Origin of the sequence: Lacticaseibacillus brantae DSM 23927 (assembly GCF_001436115.1) — a bacterium.
Classification (GTDB): domain Bacteria; phylum Bacillota; class Bacilli; order Lactobacillales; family Lactobacillaceae; genus Lacticaseibacillus; species Lacticaseibacillus brantae.
In genome coordinates this window covers 136,679-152,940 of sequence record NZ_AYZQ01000001.1, presented here as the reverse complement: position 1 = coordinate 152,940, position 16,262 = coordinate 136,679, and the positions used below count along the sequence as shown (strand labels likewise).

General features: G+C 48.0%; 17 protein-coding genes. 6 read left to right on the top strand and 11 right to left on the bottom strand.

The features are described from left to right. Positions 1–4 precede the first annotated feature (4 nt). Positions 5–802, bottom strand: coding sequence for a recombination regulator RecX (recX, locus tag FC34_RS00760; RefSeq protein ID WP_057893473.1), 798 nt, complete (start codon positions 800–802; stop codon positions 5–7). A 70-nt stretch (positions 803–872) separates the two neighbouring features. On the opposite strand from recX, the gene FC34_RS00755 reads away from it, so the two are divergent. After that, the gene (locus tag FC34_RS00755; RefSeq protein ID WP_057893472.1) at positions 873–2,399 is read left to right on the top strand and encodes a helix-turn-helix domain-containing protein; all 1,527 of its coding nucleotides are present in this window, start codon (positions 873–875) and stop codon (positions 2,397–2,399) included. A gap of 70 nt (positions 2,400–2,469) precedes the next feature. On the opposite strand, the gene FC34_RS09590 is transcribed toward FC34_RS00755, so the two are convergent. Then, positions 2,470–2,646 carry a hypothetical protein gene (locus FC34_RS09590; RefSeq protein ID WP_157052196.1) on the bottom strand — a complete coding sequence of 59 codons (177 nt, stop codon included), beginning with the start codon at positions 2,644–2,646 and terminating at the stop codon, positions 2,470–2,472. A 9-nt stretch (positions 2,647–2,655) separates the two neighbouring features. Further along, a complete protein-coding gene (locus FC34_RS00750) occupies positions 2,656–3,030 on the bottom strand; it encodes a hypothetical protein (protein WP_057893471.1) in 375 nt (124 codons plus the stop codon). Between the two features lie 65 nt (positions 3,031–3,095). Between FC34_RS00750 and rlmD the strand changes: the two genes are divergently transcribed. Next, on the top strand, positions 3,096–4,463 hold the full coding sequence (gene rlmD, locus FC34_RS00745; protein ID WP_057893470.1) for a 23S rRNA (uracil(1939)-C(5))-methyltransferase RlmD: 1,368 nt from the start codon (positions 3,096–3,098) through the stop codon (positions 4,461–4,463). 44 nt (positions 4,464–4,507) lie between these two features. Here the strand turns inward: rlmD and FC34_RS00740 are convergent, their stop codons facing one another. Together FC34_RS00740 and FC34_RS00735 are read right to left on the bottom strand one after the other, a co-directional pair. Next, the gene (locus FC34_RS00740; RefSeq protein WP_057893469.1) at positions 4,508–5,749 is read right to left on the bottom strand and encodes an ABC transporter permease; all 1,242 of its coding nucleotides are present in this window, start codon (positions 5,747–5,749) and stop codon (positions 4,508–4,510) included. After that, the gene (locus tag FC34_RS00735; RefSeq protein ID WP_057893468.1) at positions 5,742–6,638 is read right to left on the bottom strand and encodes an ABC transporter ATP-binding protein; all 897 of its coding nucleotides are present in this window, start codon (positions 6,636–6,638) and stop codon (positions 5,742–5,744) included. The genes FC34_RS00740 and FC34_RS00735 overlap by 8 nt, the downstream gene beginning before the upstream one ends. Positions 6,639–6,760: 122 nt before the next feature. Between FC34_RS00735 and FC34_RS00730 the strand changes: the two genes are divergently transcribed. Together FC34_RS00730 and FC34_RS00725 are read left to right on the top strand one after the other, a co-directional pair. Beyond that, positions 6,761–7,240 (top strand): nucleoside 2-deoxyribosyltransferase, encoded by a 480-nt coding sequence (locus FC34_RS00730; RefSeq protein WP_057893467.1) that lies wholly within the window; start codon positions 6,761–6,763, stop codon positions 7,238–7,240. Positions 7,241–7,382: 142 nt separating this feature from the next. Continuing rightward, positions 7,383–8,180: a 3D domain-containing protein gene (locus FC34_RS00725; RefSeq protein ID WP_057893466.1), complete on the top strand. Its 798-nt coding sequence runs from the start codon at positions 7,383–7,385 to the stop codon at positions 8,178–8,180. A 73-nt stretch (positions 8,181–8,253) separates the two neighbouring features. Here FC34_RS00725 and FC34_RS00720 read toward each other — a convergent pair whose 3' ends face one another. The 5 genes from FC34_RS00720 to FC34_RS00700 form a co-directional block, all read right to left on the bottom strand. Next, a complete protein-coding gene (locus FC34_RS00720; RefSeq protein WP_057893465.1) occupies positions 8,254–9,108 on the bottom strand; it encodes an SLAP domain-containing protein in 855 nt (284 codons plus the stop codon). A 158-nt stretch (positions 9,109–9,266) separates the two neighbouring features. Beyond that, positions 9,267–11,009, bottom strand: coding sequence for a pyruvate oxidase (gene spxB / locus FC34_RS00715; RefSeq protein ID WP_057893464.1), 1,743 nt, complete (start codon positions 11,007–11,009; stop codon positions 9,267–9,269). A 254-nt stretch (positions 11,010–11,263) separates the two neighbouring features. Further along, positions 11,264–12,433 carry a hydroxymethylglutaryl-CoA synthase gene (locus FC34_RS00710; RefSeq protein WP_057893463.1) on the bottom strand — a complete coding sequence of 390 codons (1,170 nt, stop codon included), beginning with the start codon at positions 12,431–12,433 and terminating at the stop codon, positions 11,264–11,266. A gap of 5 nt (positions 12,434–12,438) precedes the next feature. Further along, positions 12,439–13,689: a hydroxymethylglutaryl-CoA reductase, degradative gene (locus FC34_RS00705; RefSeq protein WP_057893462.1), complete on the bottom strand. Its 1,251-nt coding sequence runs from the start codon at positions 13,687–13,689 to the stop codon at positions 12,439–12,441. After that, on the bottom strand, positions 13,682–14,863 hold the full coding sequence (locus FC34_RS00700; protein ID WP_057893461.1) for a thiolase family protein: 1,182 nt from the start codon (positions 14,861–14,863) through the stop codon (positions 13,682–13,684). Before FC34_RS00700 ends, FC34_RS00705 begins: the two co-directional genes overlap by 8 nt. A 247-nt stretch (positions 14,864–15,110) precedes the next feature. On the opposite strand from FC34_RS00700, the gene FC34_RS00695 reads away from it, so the two are divergent. Beyond that, positions 15,111–15,410 (top strand): hypothetical protein, encoded by a 300-nt coding sequence (locus FC34_RS00695; RefSeq protein ID WP_057893460.1) that lies wholly within the window; start codon positions 15,111–15,113, stop codon positions 15,408–15,410. Here FC34_RS00695 and FC34_RS00690 read toward each other — a convergent pair. Continuing rightward, on the bottom strand, positions 15,407–15,970 hold the full coding sequence (locus FC34_RS00690; RefSeq protein WP_057893459.1) for a restriction endonuclease: 564 nt from the start codon (positions 15,968–15,970) through the stop codon (positions 15,407–15,409). The two genes, FC34_RS00695 and FC34_RS00690, sit on opposite strands and share 4 nt — an antisense overlap. Before the next feature lie 102 nt (positions 15,971–16,072). On the opposite strand from FC34_RS00690, the gene FC34_RS09585 reads away from it, so the two are divergent. Next, the gene (locus tag FC34_RS09585; RefSeq protein ID WP_157052195.1) at positions 16,073–16,213 is read left to right on the top strand and encodes a hypothetical protein; all 141 of its coding nucleotides are present in this window, start codon (positions 16,073–16,075) and stop codon (positions 16,211–16,213) included. Positions 16,214–16,262 lie beyond the last annotated feature (49 nt).

Below are 16,262 nucleotides of genomic sequence, written 5' to 3'. Positions count from 1 at the left end.
AGAATTATTCTTGCTCTAATCGCGTCAGGACTTGGTCAATGGCGTCTAGGTCAAACCCCTTACGATATAAAGCTTGCTTCACTTTCGAACGCCGCTCATAACCCTGGTACTGCCTTTTTTGGCGCCATTGTTTCTCCGCTTGGCGCTCCAGCTCTGCCTGTTCTTCATCGGCCGTATCTTCCCAAGGTAAATCAGCCATGATTTTGGCAATGTCATCACTGCTAAATCCTTTTTGCATCAATCCCTGCTGGACTCGGCGGACGGCGTCATGATGTGCCCGATGATGCTGCTTGGTCTGCAATTTCTCAGCTACGGTTTGCCCTAGCTCAATCCAAGCTTTTGGGTCGATTTCGTCAAAAGCTGCTTGGACTAAGTCATCGCGAATCCCCTTTTGTCGTAACTTCTGGCGCAAAACGGTCGGGCCCTTGTCCCCAAGCCGCAGGCGCTCTTCAATATACTGACGGGCATATTGGGCGTCATCGAGGTAATTCAACTCCGTCAGGCGCTGGATGACTTGAGGAATGACTGATTCTGGAATTTCGCCTTCTAACAGGTGTTTGCGTAATTCGGCGACAGTCCGCGGCTGAAAGCTCAGATAGTTAAGGGCCAGGCTATTAGCCTGGGCAACCACTTCCCCTGCTTGAATCTGTTCAATGTCGGCGTCTGATAACTCTAAACCTTTGGCCAACTGAAATTGAATTAACGTATTTTCGCTGACTGGAAAGGCATATTTATCATTGATAAAAATGTTGTAGCGGCCTTTACGTTTTTGAGTGGTAATTTTTGTAATCACTTGAGCCATTTTAATTTCCTTTCCCACAGCAAGCCGGTGTGCTTTTTGCTATAATAATAGCGAAAGCTGAGGCTAAAATATGTTTGAATCTTACTTTTTTGATAAGCGCGCCCTGACAAGTAATCGGTTATTCAAAGCCCTTAAAAATGGGGGCCAAGATGACCTTTCGATTAATAAACTCAGTAAGCGGGTTGGGATGTCCTACCAACAAACCTACAATGCCTTCCAAGACGTGATGCAAGATCTCGAGCACATCAGCAATCAGAAAGCGAATCCTGATGAGAATGATTTCGCGCGGATGGCAAAAACCGTGAGCATTGATCGGTACCGATTCTATCTGCTCCAGCAGTCAGTGTCGTTTCGCTTCTTTGATACCTTATTTATCACGTCACAGCCCGATGCCAAGCAATTCTGCACGGATTATGACATTTCCTTGTCGACGCTTCGACGACGAATTGAACCGTTTCGCCAATATCTATCGTCCGTCCAGGTTAATCTTAACACGAGCTCATGGGAACTAGAAGGCACCGAAATCGACATTCGTTCAGCCATGGTGGCCTTCTATCAGGTCAGCTACCGGGGTAATGGTTGGCCTTTTGCCGACATGCCCCGTGAGTACGTGCACCACCAGCTTGAAACCATTAACGCCTTTGGTGAGCAATTTGTCTTTATTCCCCAAGCAGTCGTCCAGAAACCGGATCTCATTCAATTGGCCGTGCAATTGTTGCGCATTAATCAGGGAGCGGTCCTGTCGCCACAAATTCGGATGCAAGGTCTGATGCGATATGCACCAGAAGATGTCCACCCTTTAATCTTTACGCGCACAAACTTCCCTCAGCAGACCTCAACCACTTTGAGTGCCGAACGTAATTATTTCTATTTCTGCCAACTTGAGAAATTCTCCGTCGCCGACCAGCTGAATCACAGTGATGAATTAATTCGGAAATTTCTCAATCAGCATGATAACCCCATCAAGCGTTTCGCTGACGGCTTAATGGCGACGTTATACCAAAGCGGCAATCATCTGCGGCATGCTGAAGTTCAAGAGGCCCGCGTCTTGCATGCTAATTTTCTTCGCTTGGGGTTCATCTTCTTTCTTCATAACGGCCCATCGAGTTTACTCTTAGATTTTGTCACCCAATCGCCATTAAAAGTGGCTGATAGCTCTTTGGGGCAGTTAATTGATGGCTACTTGGCCTCACTGACTGAAGCAGAACCAGAAGCAATCTTCCAAAGCTATGCACCGAAACTCAATGTGGAAACCTACTACTTAGCTTCCGCGAACTTTGCCGAAATTAGTTATCCAGTCACCTTAAAAGTGTATGTTGCCATTGAATCAGCGACATTCTTAGCCCGCGACTTAATGTTATTCTTGCGGGACATTACCTTTATCACCATTGTCGATGATCGTGAACCCAAGCCTGACGTGATTATTACCAGCTTTGGCGATGTCCAGCGCCTGAATCAATTGATTCACTTCCCGTTATCAACCAATACGACGGTGCTGTATTGGTCGGCAGAAGGCACAGATCAGCAGTTCTTTGAACTCTATAGTCAGCTTAAAAGCCTACATGTTCATCAAGAACGCCAAGAACAGCAAGCGTAAAAGCAAACATTGAAACCGAGTACAACAAAAAGGCGCGACAAAACGATGTTTTGTCACGCCTTTTTGAGCGCTACTTGCGTGATGCACGCTGTTGGAAATTCGCAATAATTTTTAACACAATCAGAATCAGGACAAGTGCTAACAGAATCATCAGTAATGCCGCATTGTTCATCACATAAGCAACAATACCAAGCACCAATAACCCCAGCAGTATGTACATAAATGCGTTTGTCCGTAATAAGTTCATGATAATCACCTAGTGTTTGGGCCGGGCGCGATAGCCGATGAAGTACATCATTGCCTCATAGAGAATCAACCCGATGACGACACCAATCGTGACCAAGGTTGTGGGTGGATTTTTGACGAAGAATAAGGCCATCACCAAAACAAACACCACCGCAAAGAATGCGGTTTGTAAGGTTTTGTTCGGTTGGATCGCGAAGCTTGCTTGCGGCGATTGATAAGATAACGTATGCTTAGCACTAAATCGGCCGACCTTAAATGAGACTTGATCACCGCGGTTAACGGGTAAATCAAGTGATTGTCCGGCAGCGAGTTCATGCATCTCATCATTGAGCCAAACATTGGCCTTCAATCGCATACTTGTTGGATTCTCGTAAAAAATTTTCAAGATAATACCTCCCCGAATCATTATACAGGATGTAAACGATTTATGGGAGGACTCAGGAGGAAATAATGGATTCTAACGTTACAATCGGCACGCGCTTTCCGCTCACAATTAAGCGCATGGACATCAATGGTGCCGGCATTGGCTATTACAAACGCAAAATCACTTTTGTGACTGGCGCCTTTCCCCAAGAAGTTGTCATCGCCCAAGTCACTGCCGTTCACGACCGTTATTTGGAAGCTAAAGTCCACCGGGTCAAAACAGCTTCGCCCGACCGCATTAAGCCCATTGACCCCGAATACGGAAAAGTCGGAGGCGTCGAGTTGGGAGCACTCAAGTACAGTGCCCAACTCGCCTTTAAGCGCGATGTCGTCTCGCAAAGCCTGGCTAAGTTTAAACCAGCAGGCTGGCAGCACTATGAACTCCGGCCAACCATTGGCATGGACCAACCGATTCATTACCGGAATAAGGCCCAATTTCCAGTGCGGCTGCTAGATGGCCACGTCAAAGCAGGTCTATACGCGCCAAACAGTCACGAGTTAATTCCGTTAACAGACTTTATTACCCAACGCCCCCTGACCATGAAGGTTGTTAATCAATTGTGTCATATTATTGAGACCTTGCAGATTCCTGTTTATTCTGAAAAGCGCAATCGCGGCGCCATCAAAACTCTTGTCGTCCGCGAGTCAGTTGCAACTGGTGAAGTCCAGCTGACCCTGGTGACTAACGGCTTTGACCTGCCTAAAAAAGCAGAACTGCTGGCCGCAATTGCCAAAGACCTCCCCATGGTCGTCACGGTTATGCAAAATAATAATCCCGGCCGAACTTCTATTGTGTGGGGCAAAGAAAGTCAGTTACTGGCTGGCCAACCTTACATCACGGAGCGCCTGTTAGGTCGCGACTTCTTAATCTCGCCTCAAGCGTTCTTACAATTAAATCCTGACCAGACCCAAACACTCTATCAGCTGGCCATCGACGCCTTAGATTTGGCGCCAAACGAGACACTCATCGATGCCTATTCTGGCGTTGGAACCCTCGGGCTGAGCTTGGCCCATGTGGCTAAAGAAGTGCGCGGCATGGAAATCATCCCCGAAGCCGTGGCCGACGCCCAAGCAAACGCGAAGCTCAACGGGATTACCAACGCCCACTATGAAGTCGGCACAGCGGAACGGGTGTTTCCACAGTGGTTGAAACAAGGCTTCCGACCCGATGCCGTCATTGTCGATCCGCCACGCTCCGGCCTGGACTCAGACTTTATTAAAGCTCTCTTATCGGTGAAACCAGCTAAATTTGTGTATATTTCCTGTAATCCATCGACTTTAGCCCGCGACTTAGTGGCTTTGGCTCAGACCTATAATGTGGAGTACATTCAATCAATCGATATGTTCCCCCAAACAGCTCGCTGTGAAGCGGTCGTTAAATTCACACGCAAATAAAAAAAACTGCTGACAAAATTAAATTCATTTTGTCAGCAGTTTTTTTAGTGGCTGCGTTCAGAACGCCAAATTTGCCAAGATGTGCGCATTGATTGAAGGAACCCGGAACCAGAATACACCAGGACATTATGCTTATAGACTGTCGCGGTAAACCAAGTGAACAGTCCCAAGAAAGCCGTGGACCAAATCAGGCTAATTACAGCCTGAAGCGTGCTTGCATGGCCCATCGTTAATTGTACAGGCATCAGCGAAACATTGATGAATGGAATATAGCTTCCCACTTGCACCAGCATAGAGTCACTGGCCTGGGCAATCAGAGCCCCAAAATACCCAAGCATCCCAAGCATTGATAATGGCATCACAGCTTGCGACACTTGTTCTTGATTTGAAACCAAAGAGCCAGTTAAAGCCGCCAAAACCGCATAGCTGAGCGTGCCAATCACAAAGAACCCGAGCGTGACTAAACCTGGCGCATTCCATAAGAATGACCAGTCAATGCCAGCCGTCAGTTGTCGAATAACCGCCCAATGGCTAAGAAATGGCCAGGCAATCGCAAAGGCCACCACGTAAACTGCAATTTGGGTGAGCAAAAGCGCAAAGATTCCAGCAATTTTGCCAAAAAATTGCGTGGTTGCGCTCACAGATGACAACAGAATTTCCATAATGCGTGACCCTTTTTCAGTCGCAATTTCCTGCGCTAGCATACTGCCGTACGTCATGGTCACCATGATGATTAAAACAACGACCACAATTGCAAACGTCCGATTGACAGCATTAGCCGAATTCTGTTTGGCCACCTGGCGCCCATCTTGAATCGTCACAGTACGCGTAGTCAGTTTAGCCGGCGCCAGTAATGCCGAAACCTGGGCGGGTGTAAGCTTCAATTGCTGGACTGATTGTTGCGTCTTGACGTTCGTGAGGGCTTGTTTCAATTGATCAACTGACACTGACTTGGCGTTCTCTCGCCCAGTATAGCGGGCCGTCAGGTCGGTGGCAGAAACGGTCAACACCCCATCAACTTTCTCCGCAGTCAGTTGCCTTTCTGCAGTTTGCGCATCCCGAGCGACAAAATCTATCCCCGTCTTCTGCGCTTTCAACCCATTGGTGACGGCCGGATTCTGACTGACAACCGCCACCCGAGGAGACGCGTTGGTTTGACTGATGTAATACACTAACCCGCCACCAATCAAGGCAAAAATAATCGGGGCAGCAACCAAGAACAGCCACGAGCCACTTCGGACATTTTTCTTGAACACTTGGCTAAAAACCACCCAGAATTTATCCACGTTGTTCACCCACTTTCATCCGGAAAATTTCATCCAACGTCGGGGGCTGCTGATTGAACTCTGGAATATAGCCATTAGCGGTTGCAGCTTGGAAAATAGCTTGTCCGGCGGCTTCATCTTGCAATGTGAGCTCAAAACTATGTCCGTGTGGTTTGATTGACAACACCCCAGGAAAACCAGCCAATTGTGCCTGAGTAAGACCTGATTCAATAAATAGTTTGGTCCGACCAAACGATTCACGAATCGTGTCGACTTGACCATTGAGCACCACCTCACCGGCCCGCAACATCAGGAGATGATCCGAAATGGCTTCGACATTACCCATATCATGGCTCGAATAAATGATGGCAGACCCATTGTCTCGTAACATTTGAATCCCATCTTGCAGTAAACTCGCATTGACCGGATCTAACCCTGAAAAGGGTTCGTCCAGAATCACGAGTTTAGGCATATGAATCAGTGTCGCAATCAATTGAACCTTTTGCTGATTACCTTTACTTAAATCCTTCACTTTATCAGTCCGTTTGCCCTTAACCTGAAAACGATCGAACCACGTATCGATTTGGGCTTTCACATCGGCAGTCTTCATGCCCCGCAAGCGGGCGAAATAAATAATTTGATCCTCAACTTGCATTTTGGGATAAAGACCCCGTTCTTCCGGCAAATAACCGACCTGATTATAATCGGCTTTTGTTAGTGGCTGCCCATTCCAGAGAATCTGGCCGGCATCCGGGCGAATGAAATTCAAAATCATTCGGAATGTAGTGGTTTTCCCTGCGCCATTTTGGCCGATCAAGCCCATAATCTCGCCGGGCTTAATCGTGAAACTTTCGTGATCAACGGCGGTCATTTCACCGAACCGTTTGACCAAATCCTGAACTTGTAACATGATGCACCTGCTTCCTAGGAAACTTTTGAAGGAACAATCCGCTTTCGACTTACTAATTTTAGTATACTAGACCCAGAGTTAGATTTCGCAGTTTGCTGATTTTTTTCCAAGGAGGCGTCTTCATGAAAATTTATTTTGCTAATGGTTTATTTAGTCGAGCTGACTTTCTTTATAACCAACAACTGGTGGCTCACTTACGCCAAGAAATCCCTCACGTCGACATTTATCTCCCCCAAGAAAATGCCGCGATTAATGATAAGTCCAGCTATGCCGATTCGCGCATGATTGCCCAGGCTGATACCGCTGAATTACTCAGCGCTGACTTGATGATTGCGGTCTTAGATGGTCCGGTCATTGATAATGGCGTGGCCAGTGAGATTGGTGTCGCCTACGCAAGCCAAATTCCGATTATTGGCCTATACACCGACAGCCGCCAGCTTGGGGCTACCAATCCTCAGAAAATCGCTGCTCTGGCTGATGTCGCTGAGAATCAATTTCACTATCTCAATCTCTACACCACCGGTCTGATTAAGTTGCGCGGGCAGATTGTCACGGATGAAGCGCAGTTAATTCGGGCTGTCAAAGACTTCGGTTTGTCATAAACGCGTGTAAATTACAGTCTGATTACAGCATGACGTTTTGATTACAGCGGCTTAACACTTTGGCTGTTTTGCGGGTTTTTCACGCTCACTCCGGTACACTGGAAACATCAAGTAACACAATAAGAGGAGTGTAAGACCTAAAATGAAAATCAAAACGTTACTGATGACTTTGACCGCAACCGCGGGACTGAGCGTCGCTGCCATCTCTGCTAAGCCCAATACAGTGAATGCTGCCACTGAGAACAAGACAGTTAACTACGTTCCAGGTTACGGCATCGCAGTTTGGACTTCACCAAATGCTGATCACCAACTAACTGGTAAGTATTTACAACACGGCACGAGCTGGAAAGTATTCAGTTACACAACAGTTGACAACACGTTGTGGGCAAACGTTGGCGGGGACCAATGGGTGCAAGCACAATATTTGGCTGATGCAGCTAGCAATAGCACGCAACCTGAAATCAAATATGTCAATTACAAGCCTGGTTACGGCATCGCGGTTTTAAACTCGCCTTACAACGGCGCCCTCACAGGCACAACCTTGAAACATGGCACCAGCTGGAAAGTCTTCGGCTATGTGAATGCCGGTGGCAAGCAATGGGCAAACGTTGGTGGTAATCAATGGGTGCAAGCACAATATTTATCTGACAGTGCGCCGGTGGCTCAAGCGCCAACCTTAACGATGACAGCAACTGCTTATGACCCTCGGGTCTTAGGTAATTACACGTTTGGTTATGATACCGTTGCTGCTAACTTGTCCGTTTTCCCTCGGGGAACCAAGTTGGCCATCACCTTCGCTAATGGCACGACTAAGAATTATGTGGTTCGTGATACTGGTGGTTTTGCTTATGCCAACCCTAACCAGTTGGATATTGCGATGCCTAACGCTCAAGCTTTACAGTTTGGCCGCCAAAACATCAAAGTTCGGGTTATCCACTAAAACAAATAAAAAGAGATTGAGACAAAACTTATGTTTGTCTCAATCTCTTTTTATTTGGTCTAAAGCCACACGATTATGCTGTTAAAGCGTTGGTTAAAACAGTCTGCCAAGTGTTGTGGGCGACGTCAAGTTTTTGTAAAGCATTAGCAGTAGTCAAACGATAAACCGCGATTGTTGCTGTTTGCACAGCATTAGGCTGATCTTCAGCCACCTTCACTTCACGAGAACCATCGGCATTCTTGGTTACTGGCCACGCTTTGATATTACTAAGCTTGATGCCACTTAACTTCTGAGCTTGTTGCATGGCCAAAACTGCAAATTGGCTGTCAGAAAGGCTTGTTGCCGGCTTATCAGCAACAAAGGTGACGTAGCGCCCATCAACCCACTGATTACCACCTAAGTTGTACCAGACTTGACTGCCAATCCCTGCCACTTGGGTCACATGCCATTTGGTTCCATCGAGCAACTTGCGGCCTGTAATGACTTTCTTAGCGGCGGTATAATTGGTCCACAATGCAACGCCATAACCCTTCACGTAGCGAATGGTAGCTGTCCCGGTTACGGGTTGGTAACTAGGCGTCTCTGGCGCTGGTGTCGATACAGTCTTTTCAATTGCATACTTTCCAGAAACCCATTGATTGTTACCTAATTGATACCACAGCTGGCCGTTGACAGTCTTAGTGGCAAAATACTTCCAAGCGGATCCGGTAGCCAAAGTACGATTAGCGACTGGCTTCCGATTAGCATCGGGGCTGTTCCACAAGGCTACACCATAACCCTTAACATAATTAATGGTGACAACGCCCTTTGCCGCAACTGAGGCACTCGTCACAACTGGCTTAACACTGGCCGCACTGACAACTGGACTCAACGTTCCCAAACTAATGCCCAATAATGCTGTACTCAACAACAAGGTTGATTTTTTCATTCTGACGCCTCCACATCAAAGATTGCCTTAAGTCTGCTCGTTAAAGCTAAAATTTTCAAGTCAAAACTGACTTACATTTTTGTCACATCCAATCAAGACTATCACGACAAAAAAAGACCCACCGCGACAAATTTATCGCAATGCGTCTTTTTTAATGTTTATTTTTCGCCAGCGTCTTCAAGTAATTGACGCAGTGGCACTAATGATTCAGCATGGTATAACTTCTTGAAGTCAGCGACAGCTTGAGGATCTTGAGTCTTATCATCCAAGACCAATTGTTCAACTGGGATTGGCCGTAAGTCGGAAATCTTCACGTCAATGACCACTGGGCCATGTTGGTTCTTGATATCAGCAAAAGCAGCCTTTAATTCATCCAGTGTCCGAACGGTATAGCCCTTCGCACCCATGGCAGTGGCTGCTGCACCAAAGTCAGCATCTGCCAAATCAACCCCTGAATGTGGTTGCTTGGTGTCGTCTTGTTCCGCTTCAATGAAGCCCAAACTCTTGTTGGTCAACACGACGTTGATGATTGGCATGTGGTACTTCACTTGTGTAATCACATCTTGCATGACCATGGTGAAACCACCATCACCAGAAATGGACCAAACTTGGCGATCAGGATATTCACTTTGAGCCCCAATAGCAGCTGGCAGCGCATAACCCATGGTTGCATACCAACCAGAAGTCGTGAAGCGTTGCCCCTTATCCGTATTCAAGTAACGCATCCCATTAATCGTGACATTACCAACGTCAACTTGGAAAATCGCATCGTCAGTGGCCATGTCATTGATTTGCTTGAAGACAGGTTCAACCCGTAATGGGGTTTCAGCATCGTCTTCAAAACTGGTTACCCAGTCAGACCAATTCTTCTTGTTGGCCAGAGCGGCTTCATACCAAGGTGTAGTCGGTACAGCGTCAGAGCGGTCAAGCATGGCCTTGATGGTCTTCTTCGCGTCAGCCAGGATGGCAACATCGACATAGTGACGACGCCCAAGTTTTGAAGAATCAATATCAACTTGGATGTACTTGGCATCAGGATTGATGAAGTAGGCTTGGAATGGGAAGTCAGAGCCTAAATACAAGACGGCGTCAGCCGCACGTGCAGTTTCAACCCCAGGTTTTGAGGCCACCCGGCCGGCAGAACCCATGTTAGCCTTGTAGCTATCAGGAATAATGCCCTTTGCTAAAGCAGTCGTCACAATTGGAATGTGCAACTTTTCAGAGAAAGCAATGATGTCTTCCCCAGCGCCTAAAGCGCCTTGCCCAACATAGATTAATGGGTGCTTAGCAGTGGTTAAGATATCAATCGCTTCGTCAACCCGATCTAAATCAGGTTCGGGCATAATTGGCTTTTGGTACAGGTTAGCGGATGAAACGTAGACATCATCAATTGGGGTCCAGCCCAAATCCTTAGGAATGGTGACAACCGCAACGCCATTATACTTGTAAGCTTCACGGATGGCTTCATCAACCACGTGTGGCATTTGTTCAGCCGTCATGACTGTCCGGTTATAGACAGACACATCAGCAAACATTGGATTTTCATTCATTTCTTGGAAATAATTAGTGTTCATGGCAGCCGTTGGCACTTGGCCAACCAAGGCTAAAACAGGAACATGGTCGTATTGGGCATCGTACAAACCGTTGAGTAAGTGAACGGCACCAGGGCCGGCTGAGCCAAAGACAGCGGCAATGCGGCCCGTAATCTTAGCTTCACCAGAGGCAGCTAAGGCACCGACTTCTTCGTGGCGAACCTGGACATACTTAATCGTGTCGCGACGATTGTACAAAGCATTCATTGTGGAATCAAATGAACCACCAGGTAACCCGTAAATGCTACGAATTCCCCAGTCTTCAAGAACCTTGATCATTGCATCAGATGCGTTAATCTTTTCAACCATGTGTAAAGCCTCCGTTACTTACTTTTTATAAGTCTTTTGAATACGAACAAAGTATAACGCTAATGCCAACACAGATGCAAGCGTTAACTTCAATGAAAAACTCAAAAAACCTGTTTTGGCAATCTTCTTGTGAGACTGCTTACATTAAGCATACGATTGTGCACCGAAAATGACCAATAAAAGCCCTCATTTCCCCGCTTGAAAACAAAAATCGGGCCAGCTTTTAAAGCTGACCCGATTTTGACGTGCTTGATTCAACGCTGAGATTGGTATCGTCGCTGCTGCCCAGTGACCCCAGTTAACACGTAATCACCACTGAAATACGCCGGATTACTACGATAGTCGCTGGCGTCATAAGGCACCTTATCGTTAAAAATCGCTTCATATTCAGGAATAGTCACTTCTTGGCGCTGATCGAGCATCGCTAAATCGGCGTCCACATGTAACTGATCCCGAAAGCCTGGCACAAGATTGCCAGCGAAAAATTCCGCCACCGCCCCAGAACCATATGAGAATAACCCAATCCGATCACCCGCGGCTAACTGCTGATTCAAGTCTAATAATGAAAGCAGCCCCAAATATAAAGAACCTGTGTAAATATTGCCAATTCGTCGGCTAAACTGGGTACTGTCTTGGTAGAACGCCAGCAATTCTGCCTGTTTTGCTTCATCGACTGCGGGCAGCGCTGTTCTCAAAGCCTTTAAGCCCATTTTCGTATATGGCAGATGGAAAGTCAGCGCCTTGAAATCCATTAAGCTGCGGCCAGTCTTTTCCTGATAAGCTGCCCAAGTCGTCTCAAAGAAGCGAATATATTGCTCTGTAGAATACTTGCCTAAAGCAATGGCCTCGTCAGTATACACGGGCCGCCAGAAGTCCATCACTTGTTCCGAGAAGTAACTCGATTCGGCGTCAATCGTGAGAATCCGTGGGTTCTCGCTAACCAACATCGCCACAGCTCCTGCACCCTGTGTGACCTCGCCGCTAGACGCCAAACCATAGCGGGCAATGTCGGCACCAACCACGAGGGCTGTTTGGCCGGTATGGCTAGCAATAAAGTCCCGAGCCAGCATCAACCCAGCCGTCGCCCCGTAGCAAGCTTCTTTGATTTCTATAGCGCGGCTGGCAGCGTTTAAGTTTAAGAGCTGTTGGATATAGAGACTGCCAGCCTTACTGGCATCAACGCCAGTCTCAGTGCCCAAAACAATTAAGCCAATCGTCGAAGCAATTTCTGGCGTCATAAAGCGTTGGGCTGCATTGGCACCCATGGTCACCACGTCCTGGCTTGATGGTACAACCGCCTGCTGATCTTGGCCAATGCCGATAGTAAATTTATCAGGATCCACCCCTCGAGCTTGGGCCAGTTTTACCATATCGACAAAATAATTCGGCGTGTACAAGCCGATTTGATCAATTCCAATTGTCACAATTCTCAATCCCTTTGTTTGATTTGTTGGAGTATTGCTTTGGCCGTGGCCAAATCTTTTGATTGGTGATGGAGCTGTTGAACCACTGCCTCAATCTCAGGACCAACAGCACCCGCCGCAATTGCTAACGCATTGGCTTGTAAGGCCATATGTCCGGCTTGGATACCTGGGCCGACGAGTGCACGTAATGCAGCCAGATTCTGCACCAGACCAACTGCAGCCATAACCTGCTGTAAGTCCTGAGCAGACTGAACTCCCATCACCGCTAGATTCTGTTGGGCCATCGGCAACGCGCCGATGGCTCCACCCACACTGCCAACAATAAGCGGTGCACTGAATGTGCCCACTAGCCGGTCACCTTGCCACTGCCATGTCGACACGGGTAAGTAGTGGCCGGAGTGACTGGCGTAGGTATGTACCCCAGTTTCAAGTGCCCGGGTATCATTCCCGGTCGCCAAGGCCACAGCAGTAATACCGTTCATAATCCCCTTATTATGAGTGGCCGCCCGGTCTGGATCCACCAGTGCCAAATCACTCGCCGCGACAATTTTGTCGGCAATGACTAGTCCTGAATGGTCTTTGGTTGCCAAGGTCTTGGGATCAAGATTGACAGTTGCCTTAACGACATTTGGCGTCGCATTACTTAAAACACTCACCAGAGGCTCTTGGTTAAGCCACGTTCCGACAAGTTGGCCAACTGCTTCAGCGATGGTGTTAATGATATTGGCCCCCATGGCATCCCGAGTATCGATGAATAGGCTTAACTTGAGAAATCGGTCGGCAAGTACACTAGCATCAATCTGCTGCAACCCCCCACCTCGTTCAACAATGGAAGGTTTGGCCGCCTGCGCCTGCGCAAAAATTTCAGTTTGCCGCGCAGTCACCAGGGCTTGGGCCTCAGCCAGCTGATCTAAATGGTCAAAGACAATCTCCCCAATCATCAATCGCGGGGCGACCGTGACCGTAATGCCACCATTATCCCGAGCGATGCGTGCACCATTATTGGCCGCAGCAATCACAGATGGTTCCTCTGTGACCATCGGCACTAAGTGCGACCGGCCGTTAACAGGTAGGGCTGTTAGCACACCAAGCGGTAACGCCCATTGGCTCACTTGGTTTTCAATCAGATGGCCGGCCACGCTCGGCGATAAAGACCAATCTTGCGCATACAAGCGAGCTTGTTCGGCTGAGATGCCGCCTTTTGCTTGCAAAGCTTGAAGCCGCTCAGAAGGAGTCAATTCATAGAACTTAGCCATGCGCTTGTACCTGCATGGCAATGCCCAGCCCACCACCAATACACAAGCTCGCAATTCCAGTTTCTTGGTGGTCACGAATCAAGCCATGAATCAAGGTCGTCATGATGCGCGCACCTGAGTCCCCCAATGGGTGACCTAAGGCAATCGCCCCACCGGCCACATTCAATCGATTGGCATCAATGCCTAAATCTCGGGCCACTGCGACGCTCTGCGCCGCAAAAGCTTCATTAATCTCGAAACGATCAATTGCAGCTACATCGATTTCTTGTTGCGCTAGCAAGGCTTCAATCGCGAGTTTTGGGGCATAACCCATGATTTCCGGGTCAATCCCAACTTCCTTGTACCCAGTCAGTCGGGCCAAATAAGGAATGCCTTCGCGGTCTGCGACAGCCTTGTTCATGAGGACCAGTGCACTGGCCCCATCATTAATCCCACTGGCATTCCCCGCGGTAACTGTGCCATCCGGCGTAAAGGCTGGCTTCAGACGGGCCAACTTCTCAAGACTGGTATCTGCCCGCACCGCTTCGTCACGATCAACCACTGTTTCGCCCTTGCGTGTCTTGATTGTCACTGGGACCATTTCTTGCGCAAACCAATCGTTCGTCTGGGCGGCGATCGCCTTCTGATGCGAAGCCAGCGCAAACTCGTCTTGCTCTTGACGAGAAACATGATATTGACTGGCAACATTTTCTGCTGTCATGCCCATGGCTTCGCCTGAAAATGCATCCGTCAAGCCATCGCGCACCACACCATCAATAAAAGTTGTATGGCCATACAACTGACCTTGACGCATACTTGGCGCATAAAATGGCACCTGACTCATGCTTTCAGTGCCGCCAACCAGAACAACGTCAGCATCTCCAAGCCGAATCGCTGCTTCGCCTAAACGAATTGCCTTCAAGCCGGAACCGCAGACTTCATTGATCGTCATTGCCGTACTTGACTGGCTCAACCCGCTACCCAAGCCTATTTGGCGGGCAATATTTTGGCCCGAGTTGGCTTGCAACACATTACCAAAAATAGCTTGATCAATGCGATTTGGGGCAATCCCGGCAGCGCTAATCGCCGCTTGGCTGGCAATAATTCCCAGGTCGACGGCGTTCACACTCGCGAGTGCACCGCCGAACTTCCCGATAGGTGTACGCTTGGCGCTGACCACAACAACTTCAGTCATGTGTTTTCCTCCAAATAATGATTATGGTTTAAAATAACATACAAAATTCTGGCAAACAACTTCAGACAAGCTCTGCTTGCCACATTAAAAAACTAAGGTCCATTGGAAGAACAATATTCTTATCTATTGTATAGGATTTGGCTGACCAACAGAAGAGCGTTTAACCAAATCTTAAGTCAACCCAGGACTTGTTTCTCGCTGGTGCTTCCCCTATGCTGGACTTATCTTAGTGAAAAGAGGGCCGGTCATGCGCGTCATCGACTTACTAGCGCTTTTAAGCGACCAAAATAAAAACGCTCCGGTCATGATCCGAAGCGCTGGCAGTATCGTGAATATTGATGCCTTTGTGACCGCAGAGGTGCAGGAACAGCCACGGCTCATTCTCACCACACTCCCCGAAAAAAGGCGCACATTGCGACTGTGGGAGTTGCGGCTGCTACTCAATCAACCCCAGTTACGCACAATGTACGTCTACGTTCAAACCCCGGACGAAGCCCAAGCGATTTTTGGGTTCGTGCAACAAGGACAAAAGTTGGTGCTTGGTTAACTCGGTAACTTACGCATTAAACGGCGGAGCGTAATGCGATCCATCAACGTCACCCCGAGTTGTTCGGCCAACTCCTGCGCTGAGTCAGAGAATTGACTGTTTGTGAGCACGACCGCCCGATCGAGGTGATAGAACTCACGCCCAGCCCAAACCTCCTGGACCGCCTTATTCCCAACCAGGCCACTGTATCGCTTGCATTGAAAGCCAATACTTTCGCCATTTTTACGGGCTTTAATATCCACACCCTGATCGCCAGAGAACTGGGTCACTTCGATGCGCCGATACCCATTCCGTCGCAATAAATACGCACAAAAGTGTTCAAATTGTTCGCCATCCATTAAGTCGACTTGCTCCAGCTTTAAATCGCGGTACCGGAAATGGTGCCAATAGGCGTAACCGGCGGTCAGCCCGACAGTGACCACGATAATGCCAAAACCAATTGGGTCTAAGCGTTGGTGCCAAAGATTGGGCACATAGGCTCGCCACCACAGACTATAACTGAGTGCAAGCGCAAACCCGAATAAGAGTAGTTGATAAAGGCGTTTGAATAATTGCTGCAATTGATTCCCATCCTTCTCGTTCGAATTAGTCCTAGCATACCAAACGCGCGTTCTAAAAACGAGTCAACGGCTGATTTTTAATCAAATATAAAGGAGGCTCTCATGCCCTATCTTGCCATTATTTTACTCATTATCATCACCGCCATCATTACCTGGTATCCCTTGCCACGTTGGATCAAGCTCAGCAGCATCAGTTTATCAATTATCCTGATAATTCTTTTGATTGCCGCCATTGTCAGCTAACAAAAAGGCAGCCCCACCATTCAGCGTTGGGACTGCCTTTTGCATGATT